This is a genomic window from Mycobacterium parascrofulaceum ATCC BAA-614, assembly GCF_000164135.1.
GTDB lineage: Bacteria > Actinomycetota > Actinomycetes > Mycobacteriales > Mycobacteriaceae > Mycobacterium > Mycobacterium parascrofulaceum.
The window spans coordinates 78,066-96,828 of sequence record NZ_GG770559.1; the positions used below are offsets into that span (position 1 = coordinate 78,066).

14 protein-coding genes and 3 pseudogenes are annotated in these 18,763 nt (G+C 63.6%); 8 read left to right on the forward strand and 9 right to left on the reverse strand.

The genetic code is table 11. The features are described 5' to 3' along the window. Positions 1 to 2 precede the first annotated feature (2 nt). Positions 3 to 674 carry an anti-sigma factor family protein gene (locus HMPREF0591_RS26005; protein ID WP_007171731.1) on the forward strand — a complete coding sequence of 224 codons (672 nt, stop codon included), beginning with the start codon at positions 3 to 5 and terminating at the stop codon, positions 672 to 674. Positions 675 to 2,005: 1,331 nt separating this feature from the next. Here the strand turns inward: HMPREF0591_RS26005 and HMPREF0591_RS26010 are convergent. Together HMPREF0591_RS26010 and HMPREF0591_RS26015 are read right to left on the reverse strand one after the other, a co-directional pair. Beyond that, on the reverse strand, positions 2,006 to 2,272 hold the full coding sequence (locus tag HMPREF0591_RS26010; protein WP_279626987.1) for a copper chaperone: 267 nt from the start codon (positions 2,270 to 2,272) through the stop codon (positions 2,006 to 2,008). Positions 2,273 to 3,486: 1,214 nt separating this feature from the next. Next, entirely contained in the window at positions 3,487 to 3,927 is a 441-nt protein-coding gene (locus tag HMPREF0591_RS26015) for a heavy metal-responsive transcriptional regulator (protein WP_040624090.1), read from the reverse strand. Between the two features lie 176 nt (positions 3,928 to 4,103). Here HMPREF0591_RS26015 and HMPREF0591_RS26020 point away from each other — a divergent pair, with 176 nt between their 5' ends. The 3 genes from HMPREF0591_RS26020 (at position 4,104) to HMPREF0591_RS26030 (ending at position 7,790) form a co-directional block, all read left to right on the forward strand. Further along, positions 4,104 to 4,394 (forward strand): DUF1490 family protein, encoded by a 291-nt coding sequence (locus tag HMPREF0591_RS26020; protein ID WP_040624043.1) that lies wholly within the window; start codon positions 4,104 to 4,106, stop codon positions 4,392 to 4,394. Positions 4,395 to 4,453: 59 nt separating this feature from the next. Beyond that, complete coding sequence (locus HMPREF0591_RS26025) at positions 4,454 to 6,799, forward strand: copper-translocating P-type ATPase (protein WP_085981737.1); 2,346 nt, start codon at positions 4,454 to 4,456, stop codon at positions 6,797 to 6,799. A 790-nt stretch (positions 6,800 to 7,589) separates the two neighbouring features. Further along, positions 7,590 to 7,790: an IS3 family transposase gene (locus tag HMPREF0591_RS26030; RefSeq protein WP_007171740.1), complete on the forward strand. Its 201-nt coding sequence runs from the start codon at positions 7,590 to 7,592 to the stop codon at positions 7,788 to 7,790. A 252-nt stretch (positions 7,791 to 8,042) separates the two neighbouring features. Here the strand turns inward: HMPREF0591_RS26030 and HMPREF0591_RS26035 are convergent, their stop codons facing one another. Continuing rightward, entirely contained in the window at positions 8,043 to 8,528 is a 486-nt protein-coding gene (locus HMPREF0591_RS26035) for a MerR family DNA-binding protein (protein ID WP_050790149.1), read from the reverse strand. A 371-nt stretch (positions 8,529 to 8,899) separates the two neighbouring features. On the opposite strand from HMPREF0591_RS26035, the gene HMPREF0591_RS33540 reads away from it, so the two are divergent. Together HMPREF0591_RS33540 and HMPREF0591_RS26040 are read left to right on the forward strand one after the other, a co-directional pair. Continuing rightward, positions 8,900 to 9,142, forward strand: coding sequence for a hypothetical protein (locus tag HMPREF0591_RS33540; protein ID WP_208857805.1), 243 nt, complete (start codon positions 8,900 to 8,902; stop codon positions 9,140 to 9,142). Beyond that, a complete protein-coding gene (locus tag HMPREF0591_RS26040) occupies positions 9,139 to 10,131 on the forward strand; it encodes an MFS transporter (protein WP_208857806.1) in 993 nt (330 codons plus the stop codon). The genes HMPREF0591_RS33540 and HMPREF0591_RS26040 overlap by 4 nt, the downstream gene beginning before the upstream one ends. A 35-nt stretch (positions 10,132 to 10,166) precedes the next feature. Here HMPREF0591_RS26040 and HMPREF0591_RS26045 read toward each other — a convergent pair. The 6 genes and pseudogenes from HMPREF0591_RS26045 to HMPREF0591_RS34590 all read right to left on the reverse strand — a co-directional run. After that, positions 10,167 to 10,382: pseudogene (locus HMPREF0591_RS26045) on the reverse strand (ATP-binding protein); the annotation flags it as partial. A gap of 547 nt (positions 10,383 to 10,929) precedes the next feature. Beyond that, positions 10,930 to 12,345: pseudogene (locus HMPREF0591_RS26050) on the reverse strand (IS1380 family transposase); the annotation flags it as partial. 363 nt (positions 12,346 to 12,708) lie between these two features. Further along, positions 12,709 to 13,110 (reverse strand): PadR family transcriptional regulator, encoded by a 402-nt coding sequence (locus tag HMPREF0591_RS34735; RefSeq protein ID WP_083802069.1) that lies wholly within the window; start codon positions 13,108 to 13,110, stop codon positions 12,709 to 12,711. Positions 13,111 to 13,251: 141 nt separating this feature from the next. Next, complete coding sequence (locus tag HMPREF0591_RS26055; RefSeq protein ID WP_007171749.1) at positions 13,252 to 13,887, reverse strand: DUF5134 domain-containing protein; 636 nt, start codon at positions 13,885 to 13,887, stop codon at positions 13,252 to 13,254. Between the two features lie 281 nt (positions 13,888 to 14,168). Then, the gene (locus tag HMPREF0591_RS34740) at positions 14,169 to 14,609 is read right to left on the reverse strand and encodes a transposase (RefSeq protein ID WP_083802070.1); all 441 of its coding nucleotides are present in this window, start codon (positions 14,607 to 14,609) and stop codon (positions 14,169 to 14,171) included. A gap of 287 nt (positions 14,610 to 14,896) precedes the next feature. After that, a pseudogene (locus HMPREF0591_RS34590) lies at positions 14,897 to 15,016 on the reverse strand (MerR family DNA-binding transcriptional regulator); the annotation flags it as partial. A 695-nt stretch (positions 15,017 to 15,711) separates the two neighbouring features. On the opposite strand from HMPREF0591_RS34590, the gene HMPREF0591_RS34155 reads away from it, so the two are divergent. After that, positions 15,712 to 16,275 (forward strand): M56 family metallopeptidase, encoded by a 564-nt coding sequence (locus HMPREF0591_RS34155; protein ID WP_007171750.1) that lies wholly within the window; start codon positions 15,712 to 15,714, stop codon positions 16,273 to 16,275. An 887-nt stretch (positions 16,276 to 17,162) separates the two neighbouring features. Next, entirely contained in the window at positions 17,163 to 18,149 is a 987-nt protein-coding gene (locus tag HMPREF0591_RS31490; RefSeq protein WP_007171751.1) for a DUF732 domain-containing protein, read from the forward strand. Positions 18,150 to 18,763 lie beyond the last annotated feature (614 nt).

Below are 18,763 nucleotides of genomic sequence, written 5' to 3' on the forward strand. Positions count from 1 at the left end.
CGATGTGGGATGCCGCGTACGTCTTGGGATCACTGTCGGCCACCGATTGGCGCGACTTCGAGGCGCACATAGCCTGCTGCCTGGAATGCCGTCAGGCCGTTGCCGAGCTCAGCGGCATTCCAGCCATGCTGGCGCGGCTCGACCGCAATGACATTGGCGCGATCAACGAGGCAGACCGCCCATCCGGGGCAACGGAGATGCCACCGGAATTGCTGCCGTCGTTGCTGGCCGCGGTGCGTTCACGCCGCGTTCGTAGCCGCGCGATGACCTGGATGGGCTCGGCTGCCGCTGCCGTCATCCTGACGATCGGTGTGCTGGTTGGGGTTCATGGCAGTTTCCTAACATCACCGCCACAGGCGGCAGTGTCGGCGCTGCCGATGGACCAGGTCGGGACGACCCTGCTGGCGTCGACAGTGTCGCTTAGCGGCCAGCAGTGGGGTACAAACATCGCGCTAAAGTTTATGTGCCTGGCTCCACCCGATTCCCCCCACGATACGGTGGCATTGGTCGTGGTGGGCCGCGACGGCAGCCAGACCCGGCTGGCGACGTGGGTGGCGATCCCTGGCCATACGGCGACACCCACCGGCAGCGTTTCGAAACCGGTCGACCAGATCGCCACGGTACAAGTGGTTTTGGCCGACAACGGCCACGTGATGCTCCAGCGCTCGATCTAGTCTCGACCGTAGCCGCACCAATTGTTATCCGAGGCGCAGCGCTACAGGCGCGCCGCGAAGTTCTGCCGCAGGGTTGGCGGCGATGGGATTGCCCATTAAGGAAGGGCCCGCCGTGTCTTCCGTCGCCAGCAGCCCGGGCGCGCGCGTGCATCGCGGCAGCTGCATCGGACGCAGTACTCCAAGGCGGAAGTGTCCCGCTGAGACCGCAGTGGTGGCTGGCCGGTTACTCAGCTGGGAAGCCTGTGCGCATTATCGTTCCATCATCTACTATGTCTGTACGTAGAAAGTGCATCGTCGTTGACGGCTTGAGCGATCGGGCGCCTCACAGTGCCGATGACCAGACAGGAAGGGTTGACCGTGTCGCCGCTCGCATATGGATATGTCGATGCGCTGGTGGTGGATCGGAATACGGGTCGAGTCCACGACCATTTCCGAGCGGTCCGACCAGCTGGCGGCCGAACGTCAAGGTGGAACTGCTTTCCCAAAGCGTCGTAATGTAACTAGCGAAACCCGGAGGGACACATGACTGAAACACCCCAAACCCCAAGTGAATCCACGGCCGAAAGGGCGGCACTTCAGCGGTCCAGCCGCCTCGGTCCGGCCGCAGCAGTGGTGGGCATCACCGTCGGTGTTGTCTTCATCGTAGGCGCGGTGTTTTTTCCGGCTTTTTCCTTGGCTCCCGCTGGGAACACCACAACGGACCGCAGGTGATGCGCTGCGAGATGGGCGGGCCTGGCGGCGGAATGGGCGGAATGGGAGGCATGATGGGGCCCGGTGGCATGGGACCGATGGGTCCCGGTCAACCGCCGTCGTCGACGTCGACAAATCCTTCGGCCCCGGGCACGCCGCGACCATAGCCGAATAGCCTAGGAACCGCGAGCCAGGCTCCCGCGGCCGCACCGCTCCGAAATCCTGCCCGCAGCAACGAAAAACGTGCTTGGCTCAATTCTATGGATCCTTCGCGCCGGTATAGTTTGATCCAGCCATCGCAGGAGACCTTACCCACGACGCTAAACGGGCCGCCAGCATTCCAAGTCGCAGCACGCGCAGGTGGCCGGCGTTGACGTGGCTGTTCACTTTCGTGCTACACCTAACGATCGACGAACGACAGAGACTGCACGGTTCCGCAATTCACGCCGGACGAGACGGACGTCGCGCTGGGCCCACTGCCGATCACCCACGTGACGACTCACCCGTCAGCCGAAAAGTCGGGCGGTGATCGAGCGCTAATACTGCCGCGGTTGGACCACTGCGCAGGCCGCCGCCAACCTCCAATATTGCCGACGGAGCGGTGACGTCGTGACTACATCATCGAGTGTGGGCGCTGGAACCTATGCGAAGCCAAATGAGATGAAACATAAAGTGGGGTGCACCAGTAACACGACACCAAGGAGTACGAGCATCGCCGCCGTAACGCCTCTCAGCCGATCGCCGAAAGGGGTGACTCCTTCCAGCCAGATCAGGACCGCCAGCGCAAGCATCCAGGCCAGTTGTATTGTGCCAAAGGCGATCAGCAGCACCATTAACGTCCAGCAGCTTCCGCGGCAAGATATGCCGTGGCTGACTCGATGAAACCCACTGCTACCTGCAATCCGCAAACCGCGCAGTAACTCTCGGCAAGCCGTGCCGGCGCCCGCCGCCGTGGCGGTCTACGTGTGTCTGACAAATGGGGCAGCCAGATGGCGATTGTCCGATGACAGCGCGGTCGTGGGATTGCCAGGCCGAGACTAGGACCACTAACGGTCGGCCGGCACTGTCTACGAGGTGGTAGTGTCCATAAACTTTGACGACTACCCCCACAGGGTATATGTCGGCATCATCTAGAAGTATGACGCAATCACCGGAATCCACTGAACCGCCCACGGTGGCAGGGCAGCCCGGATATTCGAGTCGATCTGATCGGCATAGCTGGTGGGATCAACCTCCTGGCCGTGCTGCGCATCGCCGCGGGTGTCGTGTTCGTTGTGGCCGTGGTCTTTTTATCGGGGTTCGGGCTGGGCCGGGCCTCAGACGACGGATACCGGATTCCCGCGCGGGGGGCGTGACGGTACATGCCCGATGATGCAATCCGGCCAAGACATGGGACCCGGCACGATGGGCCCGGGCGGACCGGTAGACCCCCGGCAAACGCCTACCCCGACATCCCAGCCGACGCCGCACCCGTACGCCGCGCAACTGCAGGGCAAGCCAGAACTGGCGGCGCCTAGCAAGTTCGCCTTTGGTGCAACCAATTTGAATGTCACATCAACCCTCAGAGCCGCTCCGCTTACCGAACCTCAGAAAGGGGTTACGACAATGACGACAAAGCGCTGCCATCGAATCGCGCTGGCAGGCGCCAGCCTTGGGGGCACGGTGGGGGATGATGATCATGTCGCTTTCCGCTGACTCCGCAGGTAAGCGCCGGTATCGACAATGCTGTGCCGTCCGAGATGGGTATGCCGACGGGCGGCGTACCCTTTGTCATGCGCTACGGCGCGATCGCCTATGCACCTAGCGGCGCGTGGGGTAGATCGTGGCGCTACCCAAATCAGGCAGCAGCAAACGGCTACACGCACCAAATAGCAGACGACGCATTGAACAGGCTGGGCGGCGGAAAGATCGTCAACTGGGTGTGCAACTAAGCGCTAGGTGTTCTACGGTCGCCGTCCGGGCTGGGCGTAACGTGCATTCATTTCTCGGCATTCGATCACCCACCAACGACGTCCGGCTGCTTGTCGGACTGTGAATATCAACTCCGCACGATTGACCCCCGATTTTGGCGTGGCTGTTTAGCCACGCCCTTCACAACCTGTCGAGAGTTACAGCCAGCGGCCTAGTCGCGGGCGTCCGCGAGTTCGTCGCTGGCTGGGACGCCCAGGTCGTTCTCCAAAATCCAGCACACCATCGAATGGTCGTGTTCGGTGGGCGCATGGTGCGATGCATGGTCGAGAAGGGTCTGCAAGTGGCCTTCAAGCGCGACGAGTTCGGCGATCTGGGCGCGGACTTCGTCGAGTCGGCTGTGCAGGACCTGGCGGACGTGCCCGCACGGCGCCTCGCCGCGGTCATGAATCGCCAGGATTTGGCGCACCTTCTGTAAGGTCAATCCGGCCGCTTGACCCCGATGGATGAACCGCAACCGATCCACAATCTCGGGTCCGTAGTCGCGGTACCCAGAGGCACTGCGGGCCGGTGGCGGTAGTAGCCCCAAGTCCTCGTAGAAGCGGATGGTCTTGGTGGTGGTGTTGGTCAGTTTGGCCAGCTCGCCGATCTTCATGCGGCCCTCCTTGACTTTCCAGTGCACTGGAAGGATAACACTGAGTTCGTGGCAACCGCCGGCTGCCGGCGGTACGGGCTTGACGGTCGCCAGTCCGCGTCATCCATGGCGGAAAACCAGCCAAGGTGAACCCACCGACGGCTCAACGATTTGAACGAGATGAAGGAGCATTCGGAATGGTGTTGCATGGATTCTTGGTGAAGGCGGCGCCGACGGTGTTGACCGGCGTAGTCGGGGTTGCCGCGTATGAGGCACTGTGCAAAGTGGCGGGGAAGGCTCCTTTGCGGAAGGCGACGGTCATCGCTACCGCCTGGGGTATACGCGTTGTCCGCGAGGCCGAGCGCACGGCCGGGGCAAGCGCCGAGCAGGCGCGACTGACGGTCGCCGACGTGGTGGCCGAGGCCAAAGAGCGCGCTGGGGAGGAAGCTGGACCGCTGACCGTGGTGGACTCGGGCGACGACAAATGACCACTGGTGTCCTTGACGGCGACGTCGCGCTGAAGGTTGTATCCGATGCGTCGGGGCGGATGCGCGTGCACGTCACCGGGTTTGGTGTGGACGCGGTTCGGGCCGTCGCGATCGAGGAGACGGTCTCCCAAGTGACCGGCGTGGAGGCCGTGCAAGCGTATCCGCGAACGGCATCGGTGGTGATCTGGTATTCGCACCAAGACTGCGAGACCGCTGACGTGCTATCGGCGATCGCCGAAGCCGAGCATGTCCCTGCCGAATTGGTGCCCGCGCGTGCCCCGCGCTCGGCTGATATTCCCAAGACCGGTGTGGTGCGAAGAATCGCCAGCGGGATCGGGTTGGCGCTGTTCGGCCTGCGCCGTGGCGTACAAGACCGTGCGCCGGACGGCGCGGCTTGCGGCGGCTGCGGGTCCGTGCCAGCCACGGGGCGCGAGTTGTCGCCAGACGAGCAGAGTCGGCGCGAGCGGCGCAAGTGGTGGCGGCGGGTGTGGTTGGCCTTCCCGTTGGGGCTAGTAGCGATGGCTTCGACAATGTTCTTCGGCGCCTACCCGTGGGCGGGGTGGTTGGCGTTTGCCGCGACGGTGCCAGTGCAATTCGTCGCCGGGTGGCCGTTCCTCAAGGAGGCGGTACAGCGGGCGCGGGAGCTGACATCAAACATGGACACTCTGATCGCGCTGGGCACGTTGACCGCGTTCGTCTACTCCACCTACCAGTTGTTTGCCGGTGGACCTCTGTTCTTCGACACCTCGGCGCTGATCATCGCGTTCGTGGTGCTGGGCCGCTATTTCGAGGCCAGAGCTCAAGGCAAGGCGCGCGAGGCCATCAACAAGCTGCTCGAGATGGGCGCCAAGGAAGCCACGCTGCTTGTGGACGGTGAGGAGCGCCGCGTGCCGGTGGAGCAGGTCCGCGTCGGAGACCTGGTGCGGGTGCGGCCGGGGGAGAAGATCCCGGTCGACGGCGAAGTCATCGACGGGCGCGCCGCCGTCGATGAGTCGATGCTGACCGGCGAATCCGTTCCGGTCGAGAAAACGGTGGGTGACCATGTTGCGGGGGCGACAGTCAACACCGATGGGCTTCTGACCGTGCGCGCCACGGCGGTCGGGGCGAATACCGCGCTGGCGCAGATTGTGCGACTGGTCGAGCAGGCGCAGGGCGGCAAGGCCCCAGTGCAGCGGCTGGCCGACCGTGTCTCGTCCGTGTTTGTTCCGGCCGTCATTGGTGTTGCCGTCGCGACGTTTGCAGGGTGGACGCTGCTTGCCGGCAACCCGGTCGCCGGAATGACTGCGGCGGTCGCGGTGCTGATCATCGCGTGTCCGTGTGCGCTGGGCCTGGCCACCCCCACGGCGATCATGGTCGGCACCGGCCGGGGCGCGGACCTGGGGATCCTGGTAAAGGGCGGCGAGGTGCTGGAAGCTTCGAAGAAGATTGACACGGTGGTGTTCGATAAGACCGGTACCCTCACCCGTGCCCAGATGCGGGTGACTGACGTTATTGCCGGCAAGCGGCGCCAGCCCGATCTGGTGTTGCGGATCGCCGCCGCTGTCGAGTCGGGTTCCGAACACCCCATCGGCGCGGCGATCGTCGCCAGTGCGCGTGAGCAGGGGCTGGAGATTCCGGCCGCCACGGCGTTCGCCAACGTCGCGGGGCACGGGGTGCGCGCCGAGGTCGACGGCAGATCGGTGGTGGTCGGGCGGCGCAAGCTCGTCGCCGAGCAGGATTTGCTGTTGTCTGAGCACCTGGCTGCGGCGGCCGCCGAGCTCGAAGAGCAGGGCCGCACCGCGGTGTTCGTCGGGCGAGACGACCAGGTTGTCGGTGTGCTCGCGGTGGCTGACACCGTCAAGGACGACGCCGTCGACGTAGTCCGTCAACTGCATGCCATGGGGTTGCGGGTCGCCATGATCACCGGAGACAACACCCGCACGGCGCACGCGATCGCCAAGCAGGTCGGCATCGACCAAGTGCTGGCCGAGGTGTTGCCGGAAGACAAGGTCACCGAGGTGCGGCGACTGCAGGACGAGGGCCAGGTGGTCGCGATGGTCGGCGATGGCGTCAACGACGCCCCCGCCCTGGTGCAGGCCGATCTGGGCATTGCGATCGGTACCGGTACCGACGTGGCCATCGAGGCCTCCGATATCACGCTGATGTCTGAGCAGCTCGACGGGGTTGTGTCTGCGATCGGGCTCTCCCGGCAGACCCTGCGCACCATCTACCAGAACCTCGGCTGGGCCTTCGGCTACAACACCGCCGCAATCCCACTCGCCGCGCTCGGCATGTTGAACCCGGTCGTGGCGGGTGCCGCGATGGGGTTCTCCTCGGTCAGCGTGGTCACCAACTCGCTGCGGCTCCGCCGCTTCGGTCGCGAGGCCCAGCTGGGCGCACACAGACCAGTGGTCGCTCTGAAATGAGGAGCCACGAAATCGGATTCCTCAGAAGCCACCGTGCAGGACGCCAGTCGTCGCATCCGCGACCCGGCGATCACGAAAGACGATGCGTAGTCTGGGATTTCGGTGTCGTGTGACAAGCGGTTTCGCCACGCCGTTTCGACTTTGCCGCGATTTCTACTGGTCTGCAACGCGTTTCGCGGATTACCGAGGTGTCGCCAGGCGCGCAATATTTCGCGAACGATGCAGCCTGTGGGCATCCGCGTATTGGCGCTGGTCCGGTTCGTGGCGGCATCGACTTATCCGCACGAACTAACCTGACGTGCTTTGGCGGTACCACACCGGGGACAACCCAAAATAAGCCGATCCAACAGATCCCTCCCTTCACCGGAGGCCCTGAGACGACTGAGGGGGAACAAATGAGCGGACCACGAAGCAGGCACCTTGCCGATATGCCACGACCGCAGGTGCAGGGCGCGCATCGAGATCGAATGCCGGGGCGCTGAGGCGGGCAACCCATATCGGTGTACATGCGGCGATGAGATGGTCGCCGTCGAATAGCGACCTTGTTCGTTATATTCCGCACTCCGCCGGTATCCTCGCGACCGATCAGCTAAATGTCACTTCACGCTTGAGACGACAAGGAAGTGGAGATCCTACGTAGGCGACTGGCTGGACCCCGAGAATTCATCCACGAAATCTGCAGTCCGATCACGGGTCGCAATTCACCTCCTGGGAGCTTCGGGGAAACGTCGGCCGCTGCGGACTGCTAGCCTCCTTCGGCACCGTCGGTCAATGTTATGACGCCGCCGCCATGGAGCCGTTCTGGGCCAGGATGCAGGTCGAGCTGCTCAACACTCGCAAATGGGCGACCACTCTAGAACTGGCCGCAGCGATGGCTGACTACATCGACAACCTCTACAACGTCGACCGCCACAGCTACCTCGGTAACATCAGCCCCGCAGAGTTTGAAACGCTCTGGACATCCGCCTATTCAGTGCCTCATCTCGGATAGCCACGGCTCAAAACGACGGGGGACAGATCAACGGTTTGTGAGAGTCGTTCATCAGAGGCTCCAGGCGGCAGCGTAGCGGCCCGGGACCTGGTAGCCGAGGGCGGAGTGGCGCACGTGGTCTGTCTCTGTGTCACGAGTCTCGATGGGGTTGTAACTTTTGGCTCTGTCAACCCCATCTGGCCCACACCCTGACGAAATCTGGCCCCACCGGTAGTTGCGTACGCCTGGCGGCGATCCGGGGGGACTATCTGCTCAGAGAGCGTGGTGTCCTCGGGGGGTCGGGCTGATGATCTTTCGGAGTGATGTTGGTCGACCTGCTGTGGTGTGCTCGACGATGGGGCACACCGCCGCTGCCGGTTGGGTCTCGGCGGCGCGCTCGACCGTATGTGGGACATCTCGGGTAGTGCCGAGCGTGCGGCGTAGGGCACGTAGGTCGGCGATCGCGGTGTCGATCTCGTCGATGCGGGCATCGATGAGCGTGCGTACCGCTGCGCACGGTGCCGCGCCGTGACGCCGGATGTCGAGGATCGCGGCGATGTCATCGAGGCGTAGGCCGAGGGTGCGGGCCTGACGGATGAAGGTGAGTACGGCGACGTCATCAGCGCTGTAGAGGCGATAGCCGGCCGCGGTGCGCGGGGGTTCGTCCACCAGGCCCTTGGCCTCGTACACCCGCAGCGCCTTGCGGGTGATGCCGGCGTGTGCGGCGGCTTGTCCGGCGGTGAATGTGTCCGATCGCATGATCGCCTCCATTGTGACTTGTCCTGGCCCCAAGGGCCAGGCCTTAGTGTCGTCTAGCAGGAAGAACACCACAAGGAGGTCGATCATGCCATTTCGTGAAGGTGAAGTATATCGCTGCCCGCTGCCGGAATGCGGATGCGAGGTGACGGTGACTAAGAGCGCCCCACCGGACTGTCAGGGTCAGCAGAATCCGACGTGCTGCTGCGGGCAGACGATGGAGAAAGTCAGCTAGGCACCCACAGCACCGGGGTGAGGGCACCCAAAGTGACCTCACCCCGGTTCCTGGCCGGCGGGACATCGATTTCGGACGGTCACGACCGGCGAACAGACGCCCTCACGCCCCTCTCAGCAATCTGATAAGGAGGCACTCGATGTCTTCCCCAGCTCCGACGCAACCGCCACGGGAATGGTTGTTACGAACATTGGCCGCGGCTACCTTTCTGATCTTCTTCCAGGCGTTCATGGTGGCACCGCTCATTTTCCAACTCGCGCACGAGTTCCGAAGCTCCACCGATCTGCTTGGGCTCACTGTTCCCGCCTACCTCGCGCCCTACGGGGCGATGACCCTGCTGTGGGGGGTCCGTTGTCGGATCGGATCGGCCGAAAAGCGGTGATCCTCGGGTCTGCTGCGGCGTTCGTCGTCCTCACCGCGCTGACCGCCCTAGCGGGTAATCCCGGCACGTTCATTGCGTTCCGCGCGCTTACCGCACTGGGCGCCAGCGGGGTGGTGCCCATCTCCCTGGCCCTGATCGGTGACCAGTTCCCCTACCAGCGGCGAGGTCACGCCCTGGGTTGGCTGTTCGGCGCGATGGCCGGGGGCATGGCGTTCGGGTCCAGTGCCGGGGCGCTGCTCGAGCCGCTGATCGGCTGGCACTGCCTATTTCTCGGCGTGGCCGCTCTCGGCACGATCGTGCTTGCAATGCTCACGGCCCACCGCTCGCTGCTGGCGGGTGGGTCGGCGACACAACGCCGAAGCATGGGGCAAGTCGCGGCCGGCTACCTCACGCTGTTGCGGCAGCAGCGTGCACGCCGCACCTACGGCTATGTCACGATCAACGCGGTGATCCACTCCGGCATCTACACGTGGCTCGGCGTCAATTTCAGCCAGCGCTTCGGTCTGACGCTGGTGGGAATCGGCGTGGCGTTGCTGCTTTACGGGGTGCCCGGTTTCCTATTCGGTCCTGCTATCGGTCGTCTCGCCGACCGATACGGTCGCGCCGGATTCATCCCCCTCGGGCTGGCCGTCGCGGCCACCGCGGCGCTGCTCCTCGCGCTGCCTGTTCCGCTTATCCTCGCTGGGCTCGCTGTCGGGATCTTGTTCCTGGGCTACGACCTCACCCAGCCGCTACTGGCCGGGATCGTCACCCAACTGTCCGCCCAACGCGGCCAGGCCATAGGCCTCAACGTCTGCATCCTGTTCATCGGCTTCGGCGCCGGAAGCCTCCTCTTCCAAGCACTGCTCAGCATCGGGTTCAGCACAGCCCTGGCCACATTCGGTATGGGGGCGGTAATCACCGCGGTCATCGCCCTGCGGTTCTTCACCAGTGAGACACCACAGCACGCCTCGAACGGCGAGGACATTCAAACCACCACCACTGCGTGACTCCCGTGCTGACAGGAGGTGTCCGCCGCCGATATTCATGTGTTGTCCACTAGGGCACGGGCGTCCTTGGTGTGGGCGAGCCGATAGGAGTGGGTGCCGGTTTCGATGATGTTGCCACCGAACGTGAGTCGATCGACGATGGCGGACAGGCGAGGGTCGGTGAACGTTCTCGTCTGAGCCGAAAAGGACTCGCTCGAGGCGATCGCGATGACATTCTTTTCCTCTCGCTCCGTCAAAACCTGGAACAGTAGTTAGACACCATCCACTGCTGCAGGAGAACGCCTGGATTCGGTGATTCGCCAGCGAAGACCAGGCTTCCACGCGTCGAGGCACTTACCTCCGGGTCGCGAGCTCCCCGAGGCTACCGGCCTGGCGGACTAGCGGAAGCGGCTTTCGCGCACCCGTACCCGCCGCCGCTACCATGACTACCTTGCGGGGGTATTCGAACGAAAGGGTTCCTCAGAGCCCGGCGAGCTCGCGGTGGGTTGCGCTGGCCGCCCTCGTGTCCTGTTGAGCCACAACGAGATATTCGTGGGTGATGGTGCGGAGTCGGCGATTCAGCCAGCTCGAGAAGTTCTCAGTCCTGACGCCTTCGAACTACCTGACACCGAAACCCCTGTGTGGGAGGATGATTGACCCCGCTTAGGCCCTAGCCTCGAAGTTTCATGTCGTTGGGGGTTAGCGCGTTGGTGGTGGTCGTTGGAGTTGTCGTGCTGTGGTGCAGCGGTGTTCGCCGGCGCTGTGCTCGCCGGTTCTCCGGGTCCTTGGTCGAATGGTCGGGCGGGGGATTTGTTCAGGTGGTGCGGGGTTGGCCCAGCCGGTGTCGATGAGGTGATTCCAGGGCCAGTGCTGGGGCAGGCGGAGTCTTCGTCGCCGGCCGGTGCGGATGATGCGACCGGCCACGGCGAGCAGGCGGAAGCGGAACCGTTTCGGCTCCCATTTGCGGGCGGGTTGATGATCCGCGAAGGCCAGGGTTTGGGTCCAGGCGATCAGATCGCTGGCCAGGGCGACGATTTCGAGCCAGATCCGGTTGGCCTGGTAGCTGTGGAAGGGCAGGTTGCGCAGGCCGGTGTCTTTGAGGCAGCGGATCCGGTCCTCGGCGCGGGCGCGTTGGCGGTGGCGTACTTCCAGGGTCGGCAGCGTCCAGCCGGTTGCGCGAGTGTTGGTGGCAAAGCAGGTGATTCGCCAGCCGTTGTGGTCGGTCAGTCGTAGCTGGGCGCCGGGGTGGGGGCGTTCACGGCGGGCGATGACCCGCATACCGCGCGGCCATTCCTGGGGGCCGTACTTGGCTGGCGAACGGGTGGGTTTGACCGGGGTTGGCATCCAGTTGGTGAGTTCGGCGACTTGGGCGCCCTCACGAGGTGCGCCGTCGCTGTCGAGTGCCGCAACCCAGGCTTGCTCGGGGATCGTCTCGATGGCGGCCTGCACAGGTCCGTGGGCGGGAAACCCGATGGAGTACTGCAGACCGGCGTCGGTGAGGTGATGCAGGAATGCTTTGGATGCCCCACCGGCATCGGCGCGAACGAGCACCTGGCCCCGCTCGACTAAGGGCAGTTGGTCTAGCGCGGCGCCCAGCACTGTGATGTGATCGGCACTGTTGAACGGCGAGGCCTTTCCCGGGCGCAGATCCAGTGCCAAAGTTTCTCCGGTGCCGTGCTCGCCATGGTCGACGAAGGCGCACATCGGGGCGAACCCATAGGACATCTTGTGGGTCGCCTCGGCGCCCTGTTTATCCGAATGTGCCGTCACCACGGTGGCATCGATGTCGACGATGACCTGCCCGCCATCGCGGGTTCCAGGCGTTCCCGCCAGCGGCCGACACCGTGACCAGACCCGCTCACGCGCTGCAGCGCGCGCCGAGCGCAGCGCCGCAACCGCAGCATCGGTCGTGGCGGTATCCACGGCCAACGCCGCAAACAACCGCGACACGGTCGGGTCAGACGCCACGCTGCCGAACAGATCACGCTGCGCGCGCACCGCGGCCACGTCGGCCAGACAATCACCGCCGAGCGCAACGCCGATCGCCACATCGAGTAGTACCTTGCCGGGATCGTGGCGCGCCCGAGACGGGCACCACGCGGACAGGACTTTCGACAGCGCGGGTCGCAGACCCGCGGCCCGGATCGTCTCGTTGATCATCACCGCCCCCGACGACGTCACCAACGACTCGCGGCGATGATCGACAACCAGACCAGCAACTGCGTTACGCTTCACCTACGGAGTGCCTTCCAGCTCGGAGATCTTGAGACTTCAGCAATCCCAAGAATCCCCTGCAGGACAGGCACTTCCGTGCATTACACGCCGTGAAAACCCCCAACGACATGAAACTTCGAGGCTAGGCAAGACGATGCAGGCTTGCCATGCCGGCGTTGCGACCGAGCATCAGTACCTGCTCTGGGCTCGTCGGCCGGCACATCACGAATCTGCTCAGCGACGTCGGCCAGCTCCTGCTCGAGGTCGCGCTGGTGCTCTTCGAGTGTGCGGCGCCGGGTGATCGCTGTGTCCTCGACGGGCCAGCCTGGTCCGTAATCAGATCCGTTCCGGCGGCCCGGTCGGCCGCAGCAACTGGACCCACGATCACCCAGCCCGTGCTGGGCGTAGTCTCGCTGGATCGTTGTCATGGTTGTTCTCCTCTCTGGATCTCCTCGGTGCGCTTACCACAGCGTCGTAGCGCTGCAGCAATGCTTCGATCGTCTTCACTCCCACACCCAGCGACGCAGCCCATGCTCCGAGCATGGCAGCGCCCTCGCCGGTGAGTTCGCATGTGCGCTTGAGCGGTCTTGGCAGTTCTCCGTTACACGACGACCCGACGAGCCTTTCGGCCTCCAGCGAACGCAACAGCCGGTAGAGGTTGCCGAAATTGACCCTTCCTTCCCCAAGCAGGCCCTCTAGCGATTCCGCGATTTCGTAGCCATAGCTCGGCCGTTCCGCCAATAACGGCGGGCTCAGCGAAACGCTCGACCTTCGCGCGGTAAGCATGACGGCGTCTGATGTGCTCGTCGGTAGTCGGTGTGTTTGCGGTGGATCTTCGCGGCGATGCCTGCTGCCTGCCAGGTTTGACAACGGTAGCAGCGTTTTGAGGGTGAAGTCGTTTGATGCCTGGATGGCCGCGAAACTAGCTCAGATCCGAAATAGCGTGGCGGAGAACAGGATGGTCATGCCGATGGCCATCCCCGCCTGACTCAGGTTACCCAGCGACCTGAAGCGGGACGGCTCATGCTGGCGTTTGACGAAGTACCAGTAGGTCCAGAAAAGCGCCGCAACCGCGAAACCAACGGCAGCGGGCCAGTTCACTGCGCTAAACCATGTGGGCGACCCGCTGCTTGCCGGCATGGCCGTGCCAGCCATGTCCATGCCCGGCATAGACGACATAGCTGGCTGAGCGCGATGCTGGGTGCTCGTTGGGGCTGGATACCACCGAGCGTTCATCATGGCGTACATCCAGCCCGTTGCCAGCATCATCGACGCGTGATACCCATACCTGATCCGCAGGGCGGTTGTTCGGGCCACAACGACAGCCATCGTCACGAACGTCATGGCCGCTAGCAGGAAAAACGCTGTAGGTCCGGTCGAAGGCAGCTGTGCGCCCGAGGGCCAGGCCATCATCACCATCGCCACTGCCATGATGAAATGCAGCCCGTGGCTGACGACCCAGGTCCACGGTCGGTGCTTGGTGGCGATCGCCAGCACGCATTCGGCGGCGGTCAGCGCGAATAATGCGGTGACGACCCAACGCAGCACCAAGTCATGAATCATGCGATACCGAGCCGCCCCCGATGTCGACGTCACAGAGGGCGCCAGTGGTCATTTTTGTCGTCCGAGCTTGCTAGTCACGCGGGTGTCACGAGCACGCGCCAGGCTCGCCACTCTCGACGTGGCGCCACCGCGTAGAGCATTCCGATCGCACGGTTGGTCGCCGATTCGCGCACGGTCCAGGACTTCTCGACAACGCAAGCCGAGCCGCGATACCTCGCCGCATACCGTGTCCGGTGCACGGGGCTGCAGGCTAAGATCGTGCGCATCGTCGCCTGTACAGGTCATAGCCATCGGTCATATGTGCCACCGTCAAACCCACCTTGGCCCTGAGGCTCTCGTCGTACTTGCTGGGCATCGCGCCATCCTTCCCAAGCAAGAAAGTGCGCACGAAACTCGGGACTGTTCAGTTGCGATGCGCAATACGCCGAGGCGCTGGTTAGGACGGCGATAGTTTCTGCCTGTTCAGCCACCTGCTTGCGGAGGCGCACCAACTCCGCCCGCTCCTTGGGTAAAAGCGGTTCACCGCCACTGGGATGATCCAGCGACCCGCCAGCACTATCCGCAGACATCCGCCACCGTTCATCACGCACCCATGTGTGTAGCACGCTGTCATTCAGATTGAGCTCCCGTGCGACATCGACGACACGCTCTTTCCCGTCGATGACACGATGTGCGGCCTTAAACCTGTACTCAGGAGTAAACGATCGCCGAGTTCGTCGCATTGCGCCATCCTTCAAGCAATACAAGTCCTGTCATTGCCGGTCTCCACGCTTCTTTGCAGTCCCATGACATGCCGCGGGCGTGCTGAGCAGATCCAGCCAACTACCCGAGGCTACTATCTATGTACGCAGATAGTAGATACAGCACTGACGACTGGCAATACCGATGTCGAGCCTTTGTGCAAGCCCGTAAGTTCGCGGAGATCCATCAGATGGCCGCTACCGTACTGGATGTGGCCGAGAAGCTCTGGAGAAGCTGTGTGGGTTACCCCTCGGAGGTGAGCTACGCGCCCATAGTCACGATACCCGCAAGCACTTCGCGCCGAGGGTGATAGGAAACCCGAGTCCTCGTAGGAGCGGATGGTCTTGGCGGTGGCGTTGGTGAGTTTGGCCAGCTCGCAAACGTTCATCCCACCGTCCTTGACATTCCAGTGCACTGGAAGGATAAGACTGGGTGGTACGCCACGGATCGGAGGTACTGGCGGTGAGCACAACAGTCGCTTCGGTGCTCGAAACCTCGTGTGCTGCTTGCAAGTGCGCGATCGCTGACGCGATGACGGAACCCACGAACTCACCTGCGAGCCCCGACTTGGCCGCGGCTTGTTTCCTCAACCCGATCCTCACGGGCGCGGCAATGAGATTTTCTTCGGTCAGCGGGGGCGCCAATCCGCTGCGTCTGATGAGCTTCGACGAGAACCCAACGGCACGATGAGCGCCGCAGTCTGCCTGCTGCTGTACAGCTTCGCGGTCGCGACGCTCTCACCGTGGGTGCTGCCTCGCTTGACCCATACGGGCACCGTCCCGCGGTTAGGAGTGGTTGCGTGGTTGACGGTGATGGTCAGCGTTGTCGCTTCGTGGCTGGCCGCGACCGCATTCCTCATCGTGTCCCTCGTGCGTTATTGGCATGAGCCAGGTCGACTCGCCTCCGCGTGTTTCGAGTCGCTGCGGCGGCTCGTCGACGGCGCCGCCGCGGTAGTGCTGCAGGTGGCCTTGCTCGTGCTGGCCGCGGCCGCGGTCAGCGCGCTGAGCACGCTGGGTTGGCGGCTCGGGCAGGTCTCTGCGGCGAGCACGTGTGCAGAGCCGCGGGCACGCCGAAAAAGCTCGGGTGATCGGCCGCCGCATCGATGGAGTGGATGCCGTCGTGGTGGACGCTGCCGAACGGGCCGCCTACTGCGTAGCCGGCCGGCCCGACACCGTCGTGGTGACCAGCGCAGCGCTGGACTCGCTCACCGATCGCAATCTGCAGGCTGTGCTGGCACACGAACGAGCCCACCTGGCCGGGCGCCACCACTATGTTCTGGCCTTCGCGCGCGCCCTAGCGGTAGCCATTCCCGGGGTGCCCCTGTTCAGCACGGCCGATCGAGAGATCTCCCTGTTGCTGGAGATGGCCGCCGATGACGCCGCGGCCCGCAAATACGGTTCGCTGACACTGCTGGACGCGCTGCTGGCTTTGTCCATGGATGCCCTGGCGCCGCAGGGCGCCTTCGGGGCCACCGGAATCGATGTGCTGGCCCGCGCCGAACGTCTGGCCGCGCCGGCCGCCACTCGAAATCGATGGAGCAACCGGCTGTTGCTTACCGCCGCAACCCTTCTCATCACTGGGGGGCCGCTGGTTCTCGCCGCCCTCACTGCAGTCGGCGCAATGTGGTGCTACCCGGCAGCCATCTAAAGGCGAACGTCGGCCGAGCACGCTTATCTACCTAATACCGAGTTGCGACACCAGATCGGGGACAACCGCGCCCGTCGGAACGCCGCCTGCCGAGGCCCTCGCGCGACAGGGCCCGCCCTTACGGCGCCATTACGGAAAACTGACGCCGACAAGCGAACCGGCCTCGGGCCCAAATCGTTTGCGCGGTAACGTCATCAGCTATCACCATCTGCTTCAAGCGGAGCAACGGATACTAACTATCACGATACCTCATAGTCCGTTCTCGCCCGCCCGCTCCAGCGGGCCCTGGAAGCATGGCGGGATAGGTGTTTTCGCGACGGACGTGGCGATTGCATCGTCATCGATACTCGTGTAGCTATCACCGAGTAGGGGAGTGGTGCCATATCATAGGTCAGCATTGTTGGGGGTACTTCGACAATGACGTGGGTCGGGGACGTTGAGGTTGAGTTAGTCGCCTGACGATCACAGCGCTGAGTGAGTCAGCGTAGCTTTGTAGCTCAGCTCGTCCAAGCTGGTCAAGTTTTTTCTTGCAGTGCCGCAAGATAATTAAGGGGTCCATACCCCGAGTGCGGTCGCAATGACCGATCACGCTCGTAAGCGGTCCATACAAGGCGCCGTGACGATGATCGCGATCGCTGATCCATCGGGCTGGCTGGCCTCAGGAGCCACCGAGATATACACCGAGACCTCGATGACGTGGATGCCCGCCGCGCGGTCAGCGGATCACAACTGTCGACATTGGGCTCCCACTCCGCGACGGCGCCGCACTTGCCAATGTGCTGAGCTACTAAGTACTATAGTAGACAGTATATATCGCCTCCACCGAGAGCAGCCAAGGCCTCGCCAAGGGGAGCGATGGGATGGCCCAAAAGAATGGAACCCCTGCCATGTTCGCCGGCATCACTAACCACGCCGGCGCCCTGGTTACCGCCATTGTGGTGCTAGCCGGCTCCGCAATCGTGGGCGCCGGCACAGTAGCGGCCGACCCCGACCAGGACGACCAGTTTCTGGCGTTGCTCGTTAAAAAAGAGATCCCCGCCCGCCGGAACGTGCCAAGTCTCATCGCCACTGCCCATAAGGTTTGTCGCAAACTCGATGGCGGCATGCCTGTGGACGACGTAGTGGACTTGATGAGGAATACGGCGTTCAACGTGGACCCGCCCGAGCGCCAATACCCCCCCGAACGCCTCACGCGCACCCTCACCCGATTCGTCACTGCGGCCGTCGAGGCCTACTGCCCGTACAACCAACAAAAGATAGCTTCCATCACGGCTATGGCCAGTCCCGCGCCTGGATCGAATGAACCGACGCACCGGGTTGCCGCGTCCACGCTCAACACCGTCAACTCAGCAAGCGGCCCGCGCGAGCCGCTGCCGCGGTTGGACATCATCAACATGCAGGCGACGCGGAAGGAACCGACGGGCACCGGCGGGGTCCGGCTGCCACGCTTGATGGACGGCGCCACCTTCGTGGCAGGCCGCTACGGGAACGACCGGTCGGACCGTCACGCGCCTGGCACAATGCACGCCTCGGTGACCGGAGCGGTTCCCGAGGGGGATTCCGACTTACCGAACCCGCCGCAGATTCCGCCGCCACCGCCGCCGACGGCCCACAACCTGATACCGCCCCAGCCAATCGCGGCACCGCCGCCACCAAAACAACCGCCGCCACCGCAAGAGCCGCCGCCACCACCGCAGCAGGTGGAACCTCCTGCTGCCGCTCCTCAGCCGGGGGGCACTGCCGGCGGTGGCGGGGGTGGCAACGGCGGTGGAGGCATCGGCGGAGGCGGCAGTGGTGGCAACGGAGGTGGCGGCCCGGTGGAGTCACCACCGGCGCCCCACATGCCGCCGGGCTTTGTCAGGCTTGCCCCGTGAGATGCCAACGGCGCCGTCGACCGCCGCCAAAGCCTTCGTTGGTCGCTTCACGACGATCGGATAGTCCGGGCGCAAGCCGCGCGGCCATCCTCCCGCGCCGAGCGGGGCAGCCTTCGTCACCAGCTGCAAAACTGTTCGCTGGGGTGAAGTGTCGGCCGCGACGTAGCAGCCGCGAGCAATGGTTGACGATCGGAGTAATGGCAGATTCCGTTCACCCTTCCGCATAGAGCATTGGAAGCTCTTAGGATTCGCGATGGCACCGGCAGGGTGCTGTTGATGTAGATCTCCTCAACTCTGACAAGATGCGTTGTTCGCCAACAGATTGCCCATTTTTGATAGCCAATCATATTGTTTCTCTCTCTACTCGCTTTTGCGCGCTAGCTGACACAATGTTGAGCTTTGGTAAGCAAAGGCCGGTCACAACCACTCGATCTCGGGTCGGTTGGCGCATTCGGGTCTGAATAGTCATGCGGCAATTCTTCATGGATAATCACGATTATCCATGAAACTGGACGGAAGATACTGGTGCACAACAGGAATAGGCTTCGTTAAACCGTCACTGTGACGTATCGACTGCATGCAGCCCCCTGGGCCAACGCGGCGAATGCGGGCTT

Bases quoted from the DNA above. Each gene is read 5' to 3' on its own strand.
- HMPREF0591_RS26005 (WP_007171731.1), top strand. From the start codon at position 3: ATGTGGGATGCCGCGTACGTCTTGGGATCACTGTCGGCCACCGATTGG.
- HMPREF0591_RS26015 (WP_040624090.1), bottom strand. From the start codon at position 3,927: ATGAAGATCGGCGAGCTGGCCAAACTGACCAACACCACCACCAAGACC.
- HMPREF0591_RS26020 (WP_040624043.1), top strand. From the start codon at position 4,104: ATGGTGTTGCATGGATTCTTGGTGAAGGCGGCGCCGACGGTGTTGACC.
- HMPREF0591_RS26025 (WP_085981737.1), top strand. From the start codon at position 4,454: ATGCGCGTGCACGTCACCGGGTTTGGTGTGGACGCGGTTCGGGCCGTC.
- HMPREF0591_RS26030 (WP_007171740.1), top strand. From the start codon at position 7,590: ATGGAGCCGTTCTGGGCCAGGATGCAGGTCGAGCTGCTCAACACTCGC.
- HMPREF0591_RS26035 (WP_050790149.1), bottom strand. From the start codon at position 8,528: ATGCGATCGGACACATTCACCGCCGGACAAGCCGCCGCACACGCCGGC.
- HMPREF0591_RS33540 (WP_208857805.1), top strand. From the start codon at position 8,900: ATGTCTTCCCCAGCTCCGACGCAACCGCCACGGGAATGGTTGTTACGA.
- HMPREF0591_RS34735 (WP_083802069.1), bottom strand. From the start codon at position 13,110: ATGCTTACCGCGCGAAGGTCGAGCGTTTCGCTGAGCCCGCCGTTATTG.
- HMPREF0591_RS26055 (WP_007171749.1), bottom strand. From the start codon at position 13,887: ATGATTCATGACTTGGTGCTGCGTTGGGTCGTCACCGCATTATTCGCG.
- HMPREF0591_RS34740 (WP_083802070.1), bottom strand. From the start codon at position 14,609: ATGCGACGAACTCGGCGATCGTTTACTCCTGAGTACAGGTTTAAGGCC.
- HMPREF0591_RS31490 (WP_007171751.1), top strand. From the start codon at position 17,163: ATGTTCGCCGGCATCACTAACCACGCCGGCGCCCTGGTTACCGCCATT.